The following is an 18,013-nucleotide window of genomic DNA, read 5'->3' as shown; positions in this document are numbered from 1 at the left end:
ACACCTCCTGATGCATGCATCAGCCGCGCGCCCGCATCACCTCTTCGATCAGATGCCTCTGAAAGACGGCCTCGAGCATATCCGGGCTGACGGGTTTCATGATGACATCGTCCATGCCTGCTTTGACGCATTCGGCGTGGTCTCGTTCGAAGGCCTGGGTGAGCACGCCGATAATCGGGGTGCGGCTTCCGCCGCCGGTTTCCTCCATCTGCCGGATGAGGCGGGCGGCCTCGAAGCCGTTGAAGCCCGGCAGCGAAATATCCATCAGCACGATCTGCGGCCGGTGCTCGGCCCAGAGGCGCACGGCCTCGTCGCCGGTCGCCGCGATCATATGGCGATAACCGAGACCCTCGAGGATCTGCGAAAAAACGATCTGGTTGATGTCATTGTCTTCGGCAACGAGAACCTGCAGGCCGACGACGTCGTCGGAAATGCTGATTTCCCAATCCGTATCCGCACCGGCGCCGCTGTTGCGGCTGTTGCGGTTGAAGTGGCGGGCGATCTGGAAGGTGAGCTCGTTGGCAATCTGGAAACCGTCCATCACCAGCGCCGGGATGCCGTATTGCTCTGACAGTTCGAGGCAGCGCATGCCCATCTGGTTGTCGATGATCAAGAGATCGAGCGAGATGCCGGAGGAAGTGGCAATTTCCAGGAACCGCTCCTCCTCGTCCTCACCGCGGACCGAGCAGGATTCGAAACCGTATTTCGACAGCGTCCGCAGCGCGGCGGTCTCGGCGGCGAGGTCGGCGGTGACGACCAGGACCTTGCGGCCGGAGAAATTCTCCGGAACGATCGCTTCCATCGCCGCCGGCTCGCGGCGCTCGACGGCGCTCGGCACCGGCACATAGGCGCGGCGATAGCTTTGATTGCTTGAGGTGGTGATCGCAGATGCCCGGCCGAACTCGTCGAGATCGGCGCCGTCACGCGGCAGGTCCTGCATGGTCGACACCAGGAAATAGCGGCCCGGCTTGCCGATGCGGTGCTTGCGGCTGACGATGTCGCGCTCGATGCCGTCGCGGGAGATCTGCCGCTGGCGGGAGACGGACATCTCGCCGGTCTCCAGCACGTGACGGTCGCTCTCTTCGAAGCGCTTGGCGATCTCTTCGGAAAAAAGGTCGCTGCTCTTGCGCCCGAGCACCTCGTCGGCAGTCGTCTGATATTTCTCGCAGAAGGCGAGATTGACCGCGACATAAGTGAGGTTGCGGTCCTTGACGAAAAGCGGGAACGGCAGATTGTCGAGAATGTCCTCGGTGAGCTGCACCCGCTCCAGATCCGAGCGCCATTGCTCTTCGCGCTTCTTGTCCTCGGAAATATCGGAAATGATGGTGACGCCGTAACCGCCGGGCAGCCTGCGTTTAACGAAACGGACCCAGCTGTCGGCGCCGTGACGCTCGACGGCTTCGAAGCGCTCGCGCCAATGCGAGGCGATTTTCTGCGACAGCCAGTCCTCGCGGCTCAGCGAGCCGCGCTGCTTCACGTCATATTGCTGGCGAATGCCAGTGTCGTAGACCGCGCCGAGGAAATCGCGAAGCCGCGTGCCGGGTTTCAGCATCTCCAGGGGCAGCGGGAAGAATTCCAGCGTCTGGCGGCTGGCGAAGATCAGGTGATCGTTCTTGTCATAGATGATGAAAGCCGCCGCAAGGCTGTCGCACACCACATCGAAAAGCGCCGCCTGCAGATCGGCCCCGGCGGAAATCCCGTCGGCTTCCGATGATGGGTCCGCCTTTTCGAAGCCGGCACTCATGCAATTGCGTCCCACATCTGTTCGATTTCGAAAACTTCCGGAGGTATATGAATAGAAATGCCATTTTTATGTTAAAACCGGCTTAACATTACCTGTCCCCGAATTTGGCGGAGCCGGAACTACGCTTTGGGAAAGTACATCGAAAGCCCTTCCCTCCGCCCCACGAATCCTCGAAAATAGCCCATGGCCATCAGACAGCTTTCCGAAACGCTCATCAACCAGATCGCCGCCGGCGAAGTCATCGAACGGCCGGCGAGCGCTGCCAAGGAACTGATCGAAAACGCGCTCGATGCGGGTGCCACGCGCATCGAGATCGCCACATCGGGCGGCGGCAAGGTGCTGCTGCGGGTCAGCGACAACGGCTCGGGCATGGACGCGGCCGATCTGGAGCTGGCGGTCCGGCGTCACTGCACCTCGAAACTATCGGACACGCTCGATAATATCCGCACGCTCGGCTTCCGCGGCGAGGCGCTGCCCTCGATCGGCTCGGTCGCCAGGCTCAGTATCGCCAGCCGCAGGCGCGACAGCGCCGGCGGCCACGAGATCGCCGTCAACGCCGGCAAGATCGCGCATTTGCGCCCGGCCGCCGCCAATCCCGGCACGATCGTCGAAGTGCGCGACCTGTTCTTCGCCACACCCGCCCGGCTGAAATTTTTGAAGACCGAGAAAGCCGAGGCAGGCGCCATTACCGAGATCGTCAAACGCATGGCGATCGCCTTTCCCGCCGTGCGCTTCGTGCTGTCGGGCTCGGACCGCACGACGCTGGAATTTCCGGCGACCGGCGACGATCATCTGGCGCGTATGGCGCAGGTGCTCGGCAAGGACTTCCGCGACAACGCCATCGCGCTCGACGCCGTGCGCGAGGAGATTTCGCTCACCGGCTTTGCCGGCGTGCCGACCTTCAACCGCGGCAACTCCGCCCACCAATATGCCTTCGTCAATGGCCGGCCGGTGCAGGACAAGCTGATCCTGTCGGCCATCCGCGGCGCCTATGCCGAGACGATTCCCTCCGGGCGCTATCCGGTGGCGGTGCTGTCGATCAGCCTCGATCCGGCACTCGTCGACGTCAACGTGCATCCGGCCAAATCGGACGTTCGGTTCCGCGACCCCGGCCTGGTGCGCGGCCTGATCGTCGGCGCCGTCCGCGAGGCCTTGTCGCGCGACGGCAGCCGGGCGGCAACGACCGGGGCGAGCGACATGCTGCGCGCCTTCCGTCCCGGTTTTCAGCCGTACGCGCAGCGGCCGCAGACGGCATGGTCGGCCGAGACCTCGCCCTCCCGGCCCTACCAGCCGGCAAGCGGTCTCGGTGAACGGCCGCAGGCCTCTTTCGACGGGCTGTCGATGCCGACGGCGCGCGCCGAGCCGCAGTTTTCGCCGCAGCCGGCAGCAGCCGACACCACCTCTCCCGAAACAACCGGGCGCTATCCGCTCGGCGCGGCGCGGGCGCAGATTCACGCAAACTATATCGTCGCCCAGACCGAGGACGGGCTCGTCATCGTCGACCAGCATGCCGCGCATGAGCGGCTGGTCTTCGAGGCGATGCGCAAGGCGCTGCATTCGAAGCGGCTGGCCTCGCAGGTGCTGCTCATCCCGGAGATCGTCGACATTCCGGAAGAGGATTGCGACCGACTGATGCAGCATGCGGGCGAGCTTTCCGAGCTTGGCCTGGCGATCGAACGTTTCGGCCCCGGGGCGATCGCCGTGCGTGAGACACCGGCCATGCTCGGCGAGGTCGATGCACATGGCCTGATCCGCCAGCTTGCCGACGAGATCGCCGAATGGGACACGGCGTCCGGCCTGTCGGCCAAGCTCGAATATGTGGCGGCGACCATGGCCTGCCACGGATCGGTGCGCTCCGGCCGGCGGCTGCGGCCGGAGGAAATGAACGCGCTGCTCAGGGAAATGGAAGTGACGCCCGGCTCCGGCCAGTGCAATCACGGCCGGCCGACCTATATCGAATTGAAGCTCAGCGATATCGAGCGGCTTTTCGGCAGAAGCTAAAAAAGCTGGAAAAGCCGCCTTTGCCGGAGTATGGCAAACGGATGAGAGGCTGCAGGGAACGGAGCGCATGAATTTGTTCGAAGGGCACGGAAACCGCGAGGCGAAGATCCGGTATCTCGATGGCGATTTCCAGATTCTCTCGCCCGGCTCCTATGTCGTCTGCGCGATGACGGGAAAACAGATCCCGCTCGACGAGCTGCGCTACTGGAGCGTCGCGCGCCAGGAACCCTATGCCGACGTGATCTCGGCCATCGAAGCCGATAAACGCGCCGGCGTGCTGCCGAACCAGCGGCGTTAGAAGGGAGCCGCCCTTTACCGGCGCGCTCAAGACGCTCTATCACCTTCAAACCGTGCAGTTTTGAGGACGGAACAGACATCGCAAACGCTGCGGCGGAGGCGAGTGCAAGGAGAGTCCGGGGGCCAAGCAGGATGGTTCTCCGGTCTGCGGCGCCAGCTTGTTGCAGCGAGAATATCCACTCCGGTCGCCCGACGACCGGAAGGCATCGGCTCATCCGCCGCGCCTTCCGTATCGACTGGCCAATAGAGCTCCGGGCCGCAGAGTTCCACGATATCAATCCGATAACGAGGTGAGACTGCTTCGCGCCTTTGACGCTCCACAGGGGCGACGGTTCACTTGAAGGTTGCCATATTGTCGGGCGTTACGAGCGCCGCGCCGGAGTCGATCAACGACTCGACCTTTTCTCCGCGAATCGATTTCACCAGGGCATCCACACCGAGCTCAGCCATTTTGGTTGGGAACTGTGCTACCGATGCGTCCTCGACTCCACTCTTCAGCGCTTCCTCTTCGCCACAGCAGAAGTCGAAACCGACCAGCACAATGTTGTCATTGGCAATGCCGGCATTCTTGATTGCGCGCGCTGCGCCGGCAGCGGGCGGGCCGCAGGCGGCATAGATGGCCTTAAGGTCTGGGTTCTTGGTGAGCAGATCCTCGGCGACATTAATGCCGAGTTCCTCGGTGCAATTTGTCGCGCCTTTTCCGACGATCTTGACGTCAAGGCCGTTCAGCCCTTCCATCATCCCCTTCACACGGTCATCAAGCGCCGGCACGCCGGGCACGCCCTCGAGAATCCCGAGCGTGTCGCCGGCTTTGAGAACCGTTTTGAGATATTCGCCCGCGATTTTGCCCGCGGCGAAATTGTTGGTCGTGGCAAGCGCCGTCCTGCCGTTCCAGTCCGGGATATTGTTATCCATCAACACGACCTTGATGCCGGCGGCAACCGCCTTGTCCAGGGCAGTGGATACGGTGGGATCGACGGGGGTAAGGGCGATGCCCTGCACGCCTCGCGTCACCATGGACTCGATCTGCGCAATCTGGCCCTCGATGTCGGTCGCGGAGGTACCCTGCCCGTAAATGATCTCGACGCCGGGATTTCTCTTCGCATAATCTTTCGCGGCGTTCTCCATGGTTGCGAAGAACGGTACAGGGAATTTGGTTATGAAGCCGAGCTTGACCGGCTCCTGCGCCAAGGACGGTACTACAGCGACGGCCAGGATCCCAAGAGCTCCCAGCAGGAAATGCCGTTTCATGATACACCTCCCATGTTTTGACCGCTCTCCTCTAGAGCGATCTCGTTGTTCGCTGCCCCAACGAAGCAGCGATCTCCCTCAAGCCCCGGCGCCGACAATCATCGCGACAAGGTCCTGCTTGTTCGCTTCCGTTGGCTTCAATTCACCGACCTTGCGACCTTGGCGCAGCACAACCGCCCGATCGGCGATCTCGACGACATGTTCCATATTGTGCGTGATCAAGATCACCGCATTGCCGGCGGCCTTGAGCTGATTGATCAGATCAAGAACCTGGCGGGCCTCGCGAAGGCCGAGGGCCGCCGTTGGTTCGTCAAGGAGCACGAGCTTGCGCGCAAAGACGATGGCGCGCGCGACCGCGATCGCCTGGCGCTGCCCCCCGGACATCAGTGCAACCGGCGCGTCGAATCTCGGCAGCTTGACCTTCAGGCGATCGATGACGCTTGCTGCGTCGCGCCTCATCATGCCCGTGTTGAGGAAGCGGAGCGGACGCGGCAGCCAGGACGGAAAGGAGATCTCTCGGCCGCAATAGAAATTCTGGACGGGAGTCAGGTTGTCGAAAAGCGCCAAGTCCTGATAGACCGTTTCAATACCGGCGCGGCGGGCCGCCGTGGTTGAATTGAGCCAAACAGGAGCACCGTCGACGAGAATTTCTCCTTCGTCGAGACTGTGAAGCCCACTGATGCATTTGACGAGCGTCGATTTGCCGGCGCCGTTGTCACCCAAAAGAGCGGTTACTTCACCTGCATAGGCATCGAAGCTTACATTTTTCAAGGCATGAATCGCCCCGAAGCGCTTCTGCGCGTTGCGTACCGAAAGTGCCGGTGTCGTGGATCCAGCGCTCATTGCATTCTCGCCGTTTGAAGCACGCGCGCGCGCGCCTCGAGATGGTTGCGAAGCACATCGGCCTCTACGGCAATGACGATGACGAGCCCAATCGCGATCATTTGAAAGAACACGTCGACGCCGAGCAGGTTTAGGGCGTTGCGGATAACACCGATCAGAACGGCGCCGATCAGTGCATGGCCGAGATGGCCCCGTCCGCCAAGGAAGCTGGCGCCACCGATAATCACCGCAGCAATGGTGTCGAGCTCGAGGAGATTGCCGTAGATTGGCGAGGCAGCGGCAGTCCGTCCTGCAAGCAGCACCGCGCCGACACCTGCACAAAAGCCGCAGATGATGTAGGTCGCGAGCAGAACGCCATTAACCGGGATACCCATGCTTCTGGCGGCATTCGGCGAGCCGCCGACAGCATAGATCCATCGGCCAAAGACCATCGACTTCGTCAGGATCAGAAAAAGAAGCGTGAATATGGCGACGACAAAGAAGGAGTTGGGCACACCAAGCGTCGTACCGCCGCCGATCACGGCAACCGCATCGGGCATCCCGCGCATGGTGGTGTGGCCGGGCGCCAATGAAAGTGCCAGGCCGCGGCAGATGCTCAAGGTCGCAACTGTGATAATGAAGGGGTGCGGCAGCCGGCCATAGACAAAGACCACGCCGTTTACCGCCCCGACAACAGCACCTGCAAGCAGCATGGCCACGATGACGACGATCGAGGAATCAATTTGATGGTAGACGAGTCCGCCGATGACCGTCGCCAGCGCCAGGTTCGAGCCGACAGACAGATCGATCCCGCGCGTCAGGATGACGAGCTGCTGCCCCATCGCCACAACAGCAATCCCTGCAGTCTGCGCCAGGATGTTCCCCAGGTTGACGGGCTTTAGAAAGGCCGGCGTGATCAAACTGACGACGGCGATGAGCAGAACGAGGATCAAGAGTGGGCCCAGGCTCAATAGCTTCAGCCCCAATGAGATGCCAGATTGTCTCGGATGGAAGGTTGCATCTTGCGGACCACCAGGCCGGGACGAATTTTGAGGCAGAATCCCCGAATCTTCCAAATTCCCCTAGCCTCCCCAGTTTTTTATACATAAGAAACATATGATACACGTACGTCAACTTGTTTTTTATAGATAGATGATCATACCAGAGGTTGCTTCATGAGAACGGATACGACCTTCAAGCGAGCCTTCAACGATATGATCGATCTTCTTCGGACGCTCGATCTTGGAGCGGAACTGCCCTCCGAAAACGCACTGCGCGCCCAGCTTGGCGTGAGCAGAACGACGGTGCGGAAGGTGCTGGCGAGCATGTCCGCCCGTGGGGTCATCGTATCTGAAGTGCACAGGCGGATCATCCGTGAGCACCCGCAGCAGATAGAGCGCTATCCGAAGGAAGAGACCTTAGCCATTTCGGAACAGGTTGAGACGAGCTTCATGGAGTGGATGCTGCGCGACAATGCCTGTCCCGGCACTGAGATCAATGAGGCGGAACTCGCAAGGAAATTCGGGGTCGCCACAACGATCGTGCGTGAGTTTCTCAATCGATTTCAGAAATATGGGCTGATCGAGAAACGCCAGAATGCAGGCTGGGTTTTCAAAGGTTTCACCGCGAATTTCGCGCTCGAACTGTTCGAGATCAGGGAAATGTTCGAAATGCGCTCCGCGCGATTGTTCGCGAGCCTGCCCGACGGCTCGCCCATCTGGAAGCAGGTCCGTGCCATGCGGGCGGCACATTTGGAGCTGCTCGCGGATATCGACGCCCGTTTTCAGGATTTCTCGGAGCTCGACAGCCGATTCCATCGGCTCATTGCCGTGGTCGCGCCAAACCGCTTTATCGAAAGCTTCCAGGACGTGATAGCCATCATCTTCCACTATCACTATCAGTGGAACAAGCGCGATGAGCGGACGCGCAATGAGGTCGCCATCAGGGAGCATCTCGCCCTGATCGACGCCCTGGAAAGCCGCAATATCGCCTCGATCGATCAGGCTTGCCGCGCGCATCTCACCTCCGCCCGCGAAACGTTACTCCGCTCGATCGCGTGACGTCACCGCGTTTCGCAGCACTCGTTACAGCGGTTCAGCCTTGCGTGGAATGGCTTTATCGCCGGTCTTCATCTCCCGCAAACGCCGCTCGCGGCAGGCGACGATCGCCCGGTCGATGATCAGGCTCGGGGCCAGGTGATCCTCGAAGACCATGTCGACCTCGATCACCCGGCACTTTTCGGCGAGCTGTGCCGCCTTGCCGGGATGGCCGGAGAGGCGGACGAAATCCTTGGATGTCGTGACGATCAGCAGGCCCTGACGCTCGGCGGTCGTCAGGATGTCGTCGATCTCCTCCTCGGTCAGGTGCTCATGATCACCGAAAGTCTTGGCGACGGCGATCTCGGCGCCGCGCGATTCGACCGTGCGGAAGAATTTGGCGGGATCGGCGATGCCGGCGAAGGCGAGCACCTTCATGCCGGCAAGCGTGTTGTCGCCGCGCACTTTCAGCGATGCGGTGAAATAGGGCTTTGCGGCGCGCGCCGCCATGCGGACGATCCTGTCGGCGGCATTGCCGCCGCCGACCTTCAACAGCGCCGTCGCCGAACGCAGCTGCTGGCGGATCGGCGCGCGGATCGGGCCGCCCGGCACGATATGGCCGTTGCCGAGGCCGCGGGTCGCGTCGATGACCAGCAAGGCATAGTCGATCGCCAGCCGGGCGCTCTGGAAACCGTCGTCCATGATGATGAGATCGGCGCCCTCCGCCACGAGACGCTGCGCCCCGTCGACGCGCCGGCGGGAAATCACCGTCAGCGCCTCCTGGGCAAGCAGCAGCGGCTCATCGCCGACGGCGACCGCCCGGTGATGATCGCGGTCGACCACCGTCGTCACATCGAGCGAGCCGCCGTAACCCCGGCTGAGAAAGCCCGGTTTCAGCCCTTTCGCCTTGGCGGCGCGGGCGATCGTCAGCGCCGTCGGCGTCTTGCCGGCGCCGCCGACGGTGAAGTTGCCGATGCAGATGACCGGAATGGCAACGGAGGCGCGGCGCGCATGGGCCATGCGGTAGCCGGCGATACGACCGTAGAGAAAGGAAACCGGCGCCAGCAGCCAGGCCCGCCAATCGGCTTTCCTCCACCAGAACGGCGGCGCTTCGGATATCATCTTGCCGTTCCGCTCCCCTGCCCGCCTTGCGGCAGCCAGCCCCTTGCTTTTCGACCGGCCGGATTGAGAAGCCAAAATCAATGAAAATGCAAGCCCTTACCCCTCAGGCGGGCTGCAGATCCGGCAGCAGCGTCTCGATGGCGGTGATATCTTCGAGCACATGATCGGCGGCCGCGGCAAGCGAATCGCGCGAACCGGTGCCGGTCAGCACCGCAATCCTCAGTCCGGTGCCGGCATTCAGCCCCATGTGCAGATCGTGATTGTTGTCGCCGACCATCGCGACTTCCGCAGGCGAAAGACCGGTCGCGGCGCAGAAGCCGAGCACCATGCCCGGCTCCGGCTTGACGCCGAAACCGCTGTCGTAACCGGCGATATAATCGACATAGCCCGCGAAGCCGAAACGTTCCGCCGTCTGGCGGATCGACCGTTCATTGTCGCTGGAGGCGACACCGAGCTTGAAGCCGCGCTGATGCAGCCTGGCGAAGAAGCCGGCGAGGTCGGTCACCGGCACGGAAAATTCGGCAGCGTTGGAAAACAGCTCGTCGAGGCGTACCGTCAGTTCGCCGACATCGACCATCGAGCCCGCGGCAACCAGACCCTCGGCAATCTGTCGGGTATTGCCGGCGGCCAGCAGGCTGTCGGGAACGATATGGCCGGTCAAAGGATCCATGCCGCAGGCAGACAGCAGCCGGTCGGCGAGAAGCGGGTCCCCTTCAGCGGCAATGCGGGCAAGCTCACGGTTTACCGGTAGCCAGCTCTCGTCATAGTCGAGCAGCGTGCCGTCCTTGTCGAAGAGAATGCCTTTGATATGGGATGCTGCCGCCATGCTCTATCCTCAGACCTGGGCCACGGCCTTGGGCAGCAGCCGCGCCTTCACCGTCAGCGGATTAATATAGGGTTCCAGCCCCTTGACGGTCGCGGTCAGCGCGCCGCGCATCTCGTGCACGGCGGTGATACCGGCCTCGATCATGTTGCGGCGGGCTTCGTCGTTGATCAAAAGGTAATGCACGCCCTTGGCCAGCATTTCGGTATCTCGCACCATGCGGGCGCTGCCGCTGCGGGCAAGCTTCTGATAGGCGTCGCGGAAATTCTGCACATGGCCGCCGGAGAGAACGGCGCAGCCGAGCATGGCGGGCTCCAGCGGGTTCTGGCCGCCTTCGGCAAAGAGCGAGCGGCCGACGAAGGCGATTTCCGTCAGTCTCAAATAGAGGCCCATTTCGCCGATCGTATCGCCGAGGAAAATATCGACATCGGCCGACAAGACATCGTCGCGGGTGCGGCGGGCGACCTTCAGCCCCAGCTTGACCAGCGCCGCCTCAATCTCGTCGCAGCGCTCCGGGTGACGCGGCACGATGATCGTCAGCTGACGATCGCGCTCCCTCAGCGCCCGATGGACGATGGCAGCGGCATTCTCCTCGCCGTCGAAGGTCGAGATCGCCGCCCAAGTCTTGCGGTCGCCGATCTGCTTCTTGTAGCGGGCAAGGACAGCGCTGTCATAGGGCGGCGCGTCGGTATCGACCTTCAGATTTCCCGAGGTGATGACGGGAACGGCGCCGAGATCGCGGAAACGTTCGGCATCGATATCCGACTGGGCGATGACGAGGGCGAGATTCTCGAACAAGGCTTCGGCGATGGCCGGGCGGCGGCGCCAGCGGGCAAAGGAACGGTCCGACATGCGGGCATTGATCAGGATCTGCGGAATGCGGCGGCGGCCAAGCTCCAGTACCGTTGCCGGCCAGATTTCGGATTCGGCGATGATGGCGCAATCGGGCTGCCAGTAATCGAGGAAGCGGCTGACCGAGGGCTTCAGGTCGAGCGGCACATATTGGTGGATCGCGTCCTGACCGAGCCGCTCGGCGGCGAGCTTGGCGGAGGTGATGGTGCCTGTGGTCAAAATGACATGGATGTCGCGGCGGCGGATTTCGCGGATCAGCGGGATGACGGCATTGGTTTCACCGACGCTTGCGGCATGGAACCAGACGAGCGGGCCCTGCGGCCGGTTGGCGCTCGGATAGCCGAAGCGTTCCAGGCGGCGCGCCCGGTCTTCCTTGCCCTTGGCCGTGCGGTAGGTGATATAGAGGCCGACGACAGGAGAGGCCACGGTTCCCGCCAGACGGTATGCGCTCAGACCGAAGCGCGCCATCCGGGAGCTCATCGCGCCAGTCTCCGATCCAAGATCGATATCAAACCCATTCCCCCATTATCGTTGCGGCCGCAATGACCGATCAATTTGTTCAGAATGCGTCAAACGATCCGGATCGACCGGCGCCCGATGCACGAAAGGCCGCCCGCCGAGCGGTCGATCGGCCGACGGCACCTGCCAGGGTCAGTTGCCCTTGGCCTGCGGATCGAGCAAACGATGCATGTGGACGATGAAGTAGCGCATATGCGCATTGTCGACCGTCTGCTGCGCCTTCGACTTCCAGGCCGACAGCGCCGTGGCATAATCCGGGAAAATGCCGACGATATCGAGACCCTTCAGATCGCGGAACTGGACCTCATCGAGGCTTTCCAGTTCGCCGCCAAAAACGAGATGCAAAAGCTGCTTCTTGTCACCGGAGTCAGTCATTTTTTGTTCTCTTTCTGCTATTCTCCTCCGCCACCCCATCTGCGGGATTTTGACGGAAACGTCAACTGTCTCGTCGTCCCGCAAAGGCCGCGAGAAACTCGCTGATGCGGGGCGCGGGGGCTGCGCAGAGGACGTTGTGGGTCACGTCGGCACTGTTGTAGGCGATCGGGCTGCCTTCGAGATCGACGAGGCTACCGCCGGCGCGGCTAAGGATCAGATCGGCGGCGGCCAGATCCCAATCATGCGAATTGCTCTTGACGAAGGTGCCTTCAAGGCGACCGTCCGCCACCATGGCGATGCGATAGGCAAGCGAGGGAATGTGTTTCTGGCGGCTGACCCGGTCGCGAAATTCCGGTGGAAAGGTCTTCAACAGGTCCTCGCCGATCGCCAGGCGGCTCGTCTCCTCCGGTCCGGCAGCGGAGACGGTGAAGGGCACGCCATTCTTCGTCGCCAAGCCACCGTCGACCGCCTCATAGAGTTCCTCGAGCGCCGGCGCATAGAGCACGCCGGCGACCGGCCGACCGCGATGAACGACCGCGACGCTGACGCACCAGACCTTCTGCCCGCCGAGAAAGGCGCGCGTGCCGTCAATCGGGTCGACGATGAACAGCGTCTCATGCGAGAGGCGGCCGGCATCATCGTCGGTTTCTTCAGACAGCCAGCCATAATCCGGCCGGGCCTTGCGCAGAATGGTCTCGAGCGTCTTGTTGGCGGCGAAATCGGCGGCGCTGACGGGGGAGCGGTCGCCGTTTTTCCACCAGACCTCGGGAGACTGGTTGAAGAAGCCGAACGCGACCGCCCCAGCCTCTTTCGCAGCATCGGCGATCAGCGTGAGATCGCTCGGCCAAAGGGCCTTTTCCCTATCGCTCATTCCGTCAAATCCGTTTCCTGCCGTCCGTTTCTCACTGACCGTTTCGTACTGGCCGTTTCTTACTGGCCTGCCAGCGTCATGCCTTCGATGGCGAAGGTCGGGGCCGCGACGCCGAACTTGCGGTCGATGTCGTTGGCCGGCGTCAGGCGCATGAACATCTCCTTGAGGTTCGAGGCGATCGTCACCTCGGAGACCGGGAAGGTCAGTTCGCCGTTCTCGACCCAAAAGCCGGTGGCGCCACGGCTGTATTCGCCGGTGATCATGTTGACGCCGTGGCCGATCAGTTCGGTGACGTAAAAGCCGTTGCCGACGCTACGGATCAGTTCCTCGGGCGTGATGTCGCCGGGTTCGAGCGCAAGATTGGTGGAGGACGGCGAGACGGCGGTGCCGCCGCGCACGCCGCGGCCGTTGGTCTGAAGACCGAGTTCGCGCCCGGTCGAGGTCGACAGGAACCAGTGCTTGAGGACACCGTCCTCGATCATCACCAGCCGCTCGCCCGATACGCCCTCGCCGTCGAAGGGGCGCGAGGAGGGGCCGCGCACGACCAGCGGATCGTCGGTGATCGACAGGCCCGATTTCAGCACCTGCTGACCCATCCTGTCGCGCAGGAAACTCGACTTGCGGGCGACGGCGGCGCCATTGATCGCGCCGGCGATATGGCCGACGAAGCCGCGGGCGACGCGCGGGTCGAAGATGACGGTGACGTCCTTGCCGGTCGGCACCTGGCGCGGATTGATGCGCTTGACCACCCGTTCGCCGGCGCGGCGGCCGATCTCGGCAGGATTGTCGAGTTCGGCATAATAGAGCCGGCTGTCGTAGTCATAATCGCGCTCCATGCCGGTGCCTTCGCCAGCGATGACGCTGACGGAATGGCCGAAACGCGAGGCCATGTAGCTGCCTTCGAAACCGTGCGAGGTGGCGAGAACCAGGCCGCCCATGCCGGCCGAGGCGCCGGCACCAGAGGAATTGGTGACACCCTTGACCGCAAGGGCCGCGGTCTCGGCGGCAAGCCCCGCCTCGCGCAGCATCTCGGAGGAGACCGCGGTGGCATCGAGCAATTGCAGGTCGGGATAGGACTTCGAAAGGCTTGCCTCATCCGCGAGGCAGGCGAAGGGGTCTTCCGGCGAGACTTTGGCCATGGCGACCGCACGTTCGGCAAGCGCCTGCAGATCGAAGCCCGGATTGGCCGAAACGCTGGCGACGCGCTTGCCGATGAAGACGCGCAGCGAAAAATCGTCGCTTTCGGAGGATTCCGTGCCCTCGACCTTGCCGAGGCGAACGCTGACCGATTGCGAGCGCGACCGGACGACGACGGCATCGGCGGCATCGGCCCCCGCCTTCCTGGCCAGATCGATCAATTGACTTGCGCGGGAAAGAAGTGTCGAGGAATCGATTTCTGAGGACATGATTTGGCCTTTCCTTCGGCTTCCATTTATTGTGCACTCTCCCAAGCATCAAGGCCGCCGCCGCCGATTCTTTGTCGGGGCTGCCGGCCTGTTCCCCGCCGTCGAAAGAATTCGCCCTGATGTCCGCGCCCAATGCCTTTTTTTCCGAAACGATCCTGCTGCTCGGCGGAGCAGTGGTCGCCGCGCCGATCTTCAAGAAGCTCGGGCTCGGCACGGTGCTCGGCTATCTCGCAGCCGGCATCGTCATCGGTCCCGTCTTCCACGGCATCACCGACGGCGAACAGATCCTTGCCGTCGCCGAACTCGGCGTCGTCTTCCTGCTCTTCATCATCGGGTTGGAGCTGAAACCCAGCCGCCTGTGGCAGATGCGCCGTGACATTTTCGGCCTCGGCACGGCGCAGGTGGTGGTGACCGGGCTGGCGCTGACCGCACTCGCCTGGTTTTCTGAAGTGCTCGACTGGCGCGGCAGCATCGTCGCCGGCTTTGGCCTGGCGCTGTCTTCGACGGCCTTCGCCATGCAGATCCTCGAGGGCGACGGCGACGTCAACACCAGATACGGACAGCGCTCCTTCTCGATGCTTTTGTTCCAGGATCTGGCGATCGTGCCGCTCTTGGCGCTGATCACCGTGCTCGACGGCGGCGGCAAGAGCAGCCACGCGCCGCTTGCCGATTTCGCGGTCGCCGTCGGCGCGGTCGCGGCGATGGTCGTCATGGGGCGTTACCTGCTGACGCCGCTCTTCCAGGTGATCGCTAGGACCGGCGCGCGCGAGGCGATGATCGCCGCTGCCCTCTTCGTCGTCATGGGATCGGCGAGCCTGATGCAGCTTGCCGGGCTTTCGATGGCGATGGGCGCCTTCCTCTCCGGCGTGATGCTCGCCGAATCCTCCTACCGGCACGAGCTGGAGGCCGATATCGAGCCCTTCCGCGGCGTGCTGCTCGCCATCTTCTTCATCGCCGTCGGCCTGTCGCTGCAGCTCGACGTGCTTGCCGACAACGCGCTCTTCGTCATCGTCGCGGTGCCGATCATCATGGCGGTCAAGGCGATCGTCATCTACGGGCTCTGCCGGATCTCGGGGTCTCCGCACGATGATGCGATCCGCATTGCCTTCCTGCTGCCGCAGGGCGGCGAATTCGGCTTCGTGCTGTTTACCGCGGCGGCAACCGTCGGGCTGATGGCGGCGAGCACGGCATCGCTGCTGGTGGCGATCGTCACGCTGTCCATGGCGCTGACGCCGATCGGCGCGGCACTTTCGAAGCGGCTGTTGCGTGGCGACGAACATGAGGAGTTGGACGAGGACTTCGAAGGCGCCGGCGCCGACGTGCTGATGGTCGGCTTCTCGCGTTTCGGCCAGATCGCCGCCCAGATCCTGCTTGCCGGCGGGCGCAGCGTCACCGTCATCGATTTTTCGGCGGACCGCATCCGCCAGGCCTCCGCCTTCGGCTTCCGCATCTATTTCGGCGATGGCGCCCGCAAGGACGTGCTGCGCTCGGCCGGCATCGACCGGGCAAAGATCGTGCTCGTCTGCACGCAGAAGAAGGAGATCACCGACAAGGTGGTCGAACTGGTGCAGGCGGACTATCCGCACACACGGCTCTACGTTCGCTCCTACGACCGCATCCACTCGATCGAGCTGCGCAACAAGGGCGTCGATTACGAACTGCGCGAAACGCTGGAATCCGGGCTGCTCTTCGGGCGGCGGACGCTGGAGGCGCTCGGCGTTTCCGAAGTCGACGCCTATGAGATCGGCGAGGATATCCGCAAGCGCGACGAAGCGCGTCTGGTGCTGCAAGTGTCCGAAGGGCTGCAAGCCGGCCGCGACATGCTGTTTTCCCATCCCGTCCGCCCCGAACCGCTGGTCAAGCCGAAACGCGCCGCCGATCCCTTCGAAGACGATCCGCTGGCGGGCACCGTGGATGCGACGGCGGAGGCCTGATCGCCGCTGGGCCGGCTTGTTAATTTGACGCATTGAATATGAACCCGGCGGCGTTTATCAGCGGGCGATCGGAGAGGGACAGTTGATCAAACGGGCGAGACAGATCGAGCAATGGGCACTGCGCATCCTGTGCGCGGCCGCGCTCGTTTTTATCGCATTCGCCCATCAGGCTCCCAACGCCGCCGCCGGCCGGTCCGGTCCGGCTGAACTCGCCCAATATGTGCTGCCCGATGGAACGCTGCCGACGCTTTGCGTCACCGTCAGCGACAAGTCCGATCAAGGCCAGCACGACAAAACCCATTCGCATGGTTGCGAGGCCTGCCGGATCGGCGCCTCGACGCTGCTGCCGGCGCCGATGGATGTGGCAGGCGCTCCCGTAGGCTTTGCGGTCGCGGTCGAACTGCCGATCCGGGCCGAGGTCTTTCATCGCCAGCTTTTCCCGCCCAACTCAGGTCCCCGCGCTCCCCCTTCCGATCCGTTCCTGACCTGAACCTCGTGTTGCGGCAGGCGCCGTGACGCGCCTTCAACGCCGGCTGAACTGCGCTCCCGCAGCCTGTCGCCGATACGGATCCATCTTCATGTCGACTATCACTGCCGCCGAACCGGCGCAGCACGCCGCCAGCGGCGTTTCGCTCTACCGCGCCATCTGGCGCTGGCATTTCTTTGCCGGGCTTCTCGTCATACCCTTCATGCTCAATCTGGCCGTGACCGGGTCGCTCTATCTCTTCAAGGACGAGATCAACGCAACCATCTTCGGCTACCGCTACATCGTCCAGCCCTCCGGCCAGGCGCTGCCGGCCGAGCGGATCGCAGCGATCGCCGCTGCCGCGGTGCCGGGCTCGTCCGCAAGCTCCTACAAGGAACCGGCCCTGCCCGAGCGATCGGCCATCGTCACCGTCGCCGGCGATGCCGGCGCGACGCTGGTCTTCGTCAACCCCTATGACGGCAAGGTGCTCGATGTGGTCGGATCGACCGACGAGTTCAATCATGTCGTCAAGCGCATCCACAGCCTGGCCTATTTCGGCGGCATACCGAACCGGCTGATCGAGGTCACCGGCGGCTTTGCCATGGTGCTCGTCGTCACCGGCATCTATCTGTGGTGGCCGCGCCGCCAGACGGGCGGTGTCGTCAGCGTGCGGGGAACGCCCGGCCGCCGGGTTTTCTGGCGTGACCTGCATGCGGTCACAGGTGCCTTCGCCGGCGTCCTGATCTTCTTCCTGGCGATATCAGGCATGCCGTGGTCGGGCTATTGGGGGGCGAACGCCAATGCCTGGCTGACCGAACACGGCCTCGGCTATCCCGTTCAGCTCTGGGACGACGTGCCGAAGTCGCAGAAGGTCACCGAGGACATCCTGCCGAAGAGCGGCTGGATCGTCGCGAAGGCGCCGGTTCCGCTTTCGGATATCGCCGCTGCGCAATCGGCCGAGCCGATCGGCCTCGACAAAGCAGTGGCGATTGCCAAGCGGCTGGGCATGGCGCCGGGCTTCGACATGGCGATCCCCTCCGACGAGACCGGCGTCTATACCGCCTCGCTCTATCCCGACGATCTCGCCGACGAACGCACGATCCATATCGACCAGTATTCGGGCAAACCGTTGATCGATATCGGCTTCAATCAGTATCCGTTCCTCGGCAAGGCGATCGAGTGGGGCATCAATGTCCACCAGGGACAGGAATGGGGGCGTTTCAACCAGCTGCTGATGCTCGCGACCTGCCTCGCAATAATTCTGAGCTGCGTGACCGGTGTCATCATGTGGTGGAAACGGCGCCCGGCCGGCCGGCTCGGCGTGCCGACCATGCCGCCGAAGCGCTCGGTCTATTACGGCCTGTGGCTGATTACCGGGATCTTTGCCCTCGCCTTCCCGATGAGCGGCCTCGCCATCGTAGCCATGATCGCCTTCGACCAGATCGTCGTGCGGTTAATCCCCGTGTTGAAACGCGTTCTCGCCTGAGGAGACCA

The 18,013-nt window shown here is 62.9% G+C and carries 16 protein-coding genes; 6 read left to right on the top strand and 10 right to left on the bottom strand.

Annotated features, from left to right (window positions below; translation table 11 throughout):
- Positions 1-19: 19 nt before the first annotated feature.
- On the bottom strand, positions 20-1,744 hold the full coding sequence (locus AF337_RS36630; protein ID WP_049735957.1) for a response regulator: 1,725 nt from the start codon (positions 1,742-1,744) through the stop codon (positions 20-22).
- Between the two features lie 183 nt (positions 1,745-1,927).
- On the opposite strand from AF337_RS36630, the gene mutL reads away from it, so the two are divergent.
- Positions 1,928-3,745 carry a DNA mismatch repair endonuclease MutL gene (gene mutL / locus AF337_RS36625; RefSeq protein ID WP_049735956.1) on the top strand — a complete coding sequence of 606 codons (1,818 nt, stop codon included), beginning with the start codon at positions 1,928-1,930 and terminating at the stop codon, positions 3,743-3,745.
- Positions 3,746-3,812: 67 nt separating this feature from the next.
- Positions 3,813-4,043, top strand: coding sequence for a DUF2093 domain-containing protein (locus tag AF337_RS36620; RefSeq protein WP_003588271.1), 231 nt, complete (start codon positions 3,813-3,815; stop codon positions 4,041-4,043).
- Positions 4,044-4,375: 332 nt separating this feature from the next.
- On the opposite strand, the gene AF337_RS36615 is transcribed toward AF337_RS36620, so the two are convergent.
- The 3 genes from AF337_RS36615 to AF337_RS36605 all read right to left on the bottom strand — a co-directional run bounded on the left by AF337_RS36615 (position 4,376) and on the right by AF337_RS36605 (position 7,191).
- The gene (locus AF337_RS36615; protein WP_049735955.1) at positions 4,376-5,293 is read right to left on the bottom strand and encodes a sugar ABC transporter substrate-binding protein; all 918 of its coding nucleotides are present in this window, start codon (positions 5,291-5,293) and stop codon (positions 4,376-4,378) included.
- A gap of 78 nt (positions 5,294-5,371) precedes the next feature.
- On the bottom strand, positions 5,372-6,136 hold the full coding sequence (locus AF337_RS36610) for an ATP-binding cassette domain-containing protein (protein ID WP_049735954.1): 765 nt from the start codon (positions 6,134-6,136) through the stop codon (positions 5,372-5,374).
- Positions 6,133-7,191, bottom strand: coding sequence for an ABC transporter permease (locus AF337_RS36605; RefSeq protein ID WP_193393698.1), 1,059 nt, complete (start codon positions 7,189-7,191; stop codon positions 6,133-6,135). The genes AF337_RS36610 and AF337_RS36605 overlap by 4 nt, the downstream gene beginning before the upstream one ends.
- Before the next feature lie 99 nt (positions 7,192-7,290).
- Here AF337_RS36605 and AF337_RS36600 point away from each other — a divergent pair, with 99 nt between their 5' ends.
- Entirely contained in the window at positions 7,291-8,175 is an 885-nt protein-coding gene (locus tag AF337_RS36600; RefSeq protein WP_049735952.1) for a GntR family transcriptional regulator, read from the top strand.
- Positions 8,176-8,199: 24 nt separating this feature from the next.
- On the opposite strand, the gene lpxK is transcribed toward AF337_RS36600, so the two are convergent.
- From lpxK to AF337_RS36570, 6 genes are all read right to left on the bottom strand, one after another.
- Positions 8,200-9,273: a tetraacyldisaccharide 4'-kinase gene (gene lpxK, locus AF337_RS36595; RefSeq protein WP_049735951.1), complete on the bottom strand. Its 1,074-nt coding sequence runs from the start codon at positions 9,271-9,273 to the stop codon at positions 8,200-8,202.
- Between the two features lie 103 nt (positions 9,274-9,376).
- Complete coding sequence (locus AF337_RS36590) at positions 9,377-10,099, bottom strand: HAD family hydrolase (RefSeq protein ID WP_049735950.1); 723 nt, start codon at positions 10,097-10,099, stop codon at positions 9,377-9,379.
- A gap of 9 nt (positions 10,100-10,108) precedes the next feature.
- On the bottom strand, positions 10,109-11,428 hold the full coding sequence (gene waaA / locus AF337_RS36585) for a lipid IV(A) 3-deoxy-D-manno-octulosonic acid transferase (RefSeq protein ID WP_049735949.1): 1,320 nt from the start codon (positions 11,426-11,428) through the stop codon (positions 10,109-10,111).
- Positions 11,429-11,599: 171 nt separating this feature from the next.
- On the bottom strand, positions 11,600-11,842 hold the full coding sequence (locus AF337_RS36580) for a DUF4170 domain-containing protein (RefSeq protein ID WP_049735948.1): 243 nt from the start codon (positions 11,840-11,842) through the stop codon (positions 11,600-11,602).
- A 61-nt stretch (positions 11,843-11,903) separates the two neighbouring features.
- Positions 11,904-12,713: a 3'(2'),5'-bisphosphate nucleotidase CysQ gene (locus AF337_RS36575; RefSeq protein WP_049735947.1), complete on the bottom strand. Its 810-nt coding sequence runs from the start codon at positions 12,711-12,713 to the stop codon at positions 11,904-11,906.
- 59 nt (positions 12,714-12,772) lie between these two features.
- Complete coding sequence (locus AF337_RS36570; protein WP_049735946.1) at positions 12,773-14,119, bottom strand: TldD/PmbA family protein; 1,347 nt, start codon at positions 14,117-14,119, stop codon at positions 12,773-12,775.
- Positions 14,120-14,238: 119 nt separating this feature from the next.
- Between AF337_RS36570 and AF337_RS36565 the strand changes: the two genes are divergently transcribed.
- From AF337_RS36565 to AF337_RS36555, 3 genes are all read left to right on the top strand, one after another.
- Entirely contained in the window at positions 14,239-16,053 is a 1,815-nt protein-coding gene (locus AF337_RS36565) for a monovalent cation:proton antiporter-2 (CPA2) family protein (protein WP_049736041.1), read from the top strand.
- Between the two features lie 82 nt (positions 16,054-16,135).
- Positions 16,136-16,543 carry a hypothetical protein gene (locus AF337_RS36560; RefSeq protein ID WP_049735945.1) on the top strand — a complete coding sequence of 136 codons (408 nt, stop codon included), beginning with the start codon at positions 16,136-16,138 and terminating at the stop codon, positions 16,541-16,543.
- Positions 16,544-16,631: 88 nt separating this feature from the next.
- Entirely contained in the window at positions 16,632-18,005 is a 1,374-nt protein-coding gene (locus AF337_RS36555; protein WP_049735944.1) for a PepSY-associated TM helix domain-containing protein, read from the top strand.
- Positions 18,006-18,013: the final 8 nt, after the last annotated feature.

This window comes from Rhizobium ecuadorense (assembly GCF_001187535.1).
GTDB lineage: Bacteria > Pseudomonadota > Alphaproteobacteria > Rhizobiales > Rhizobiaceae > Rhizobium > Rhizobium ecuadorense.
This window is presented reverse-complemented; position numbering and strand designations above follow the sequence as displayed.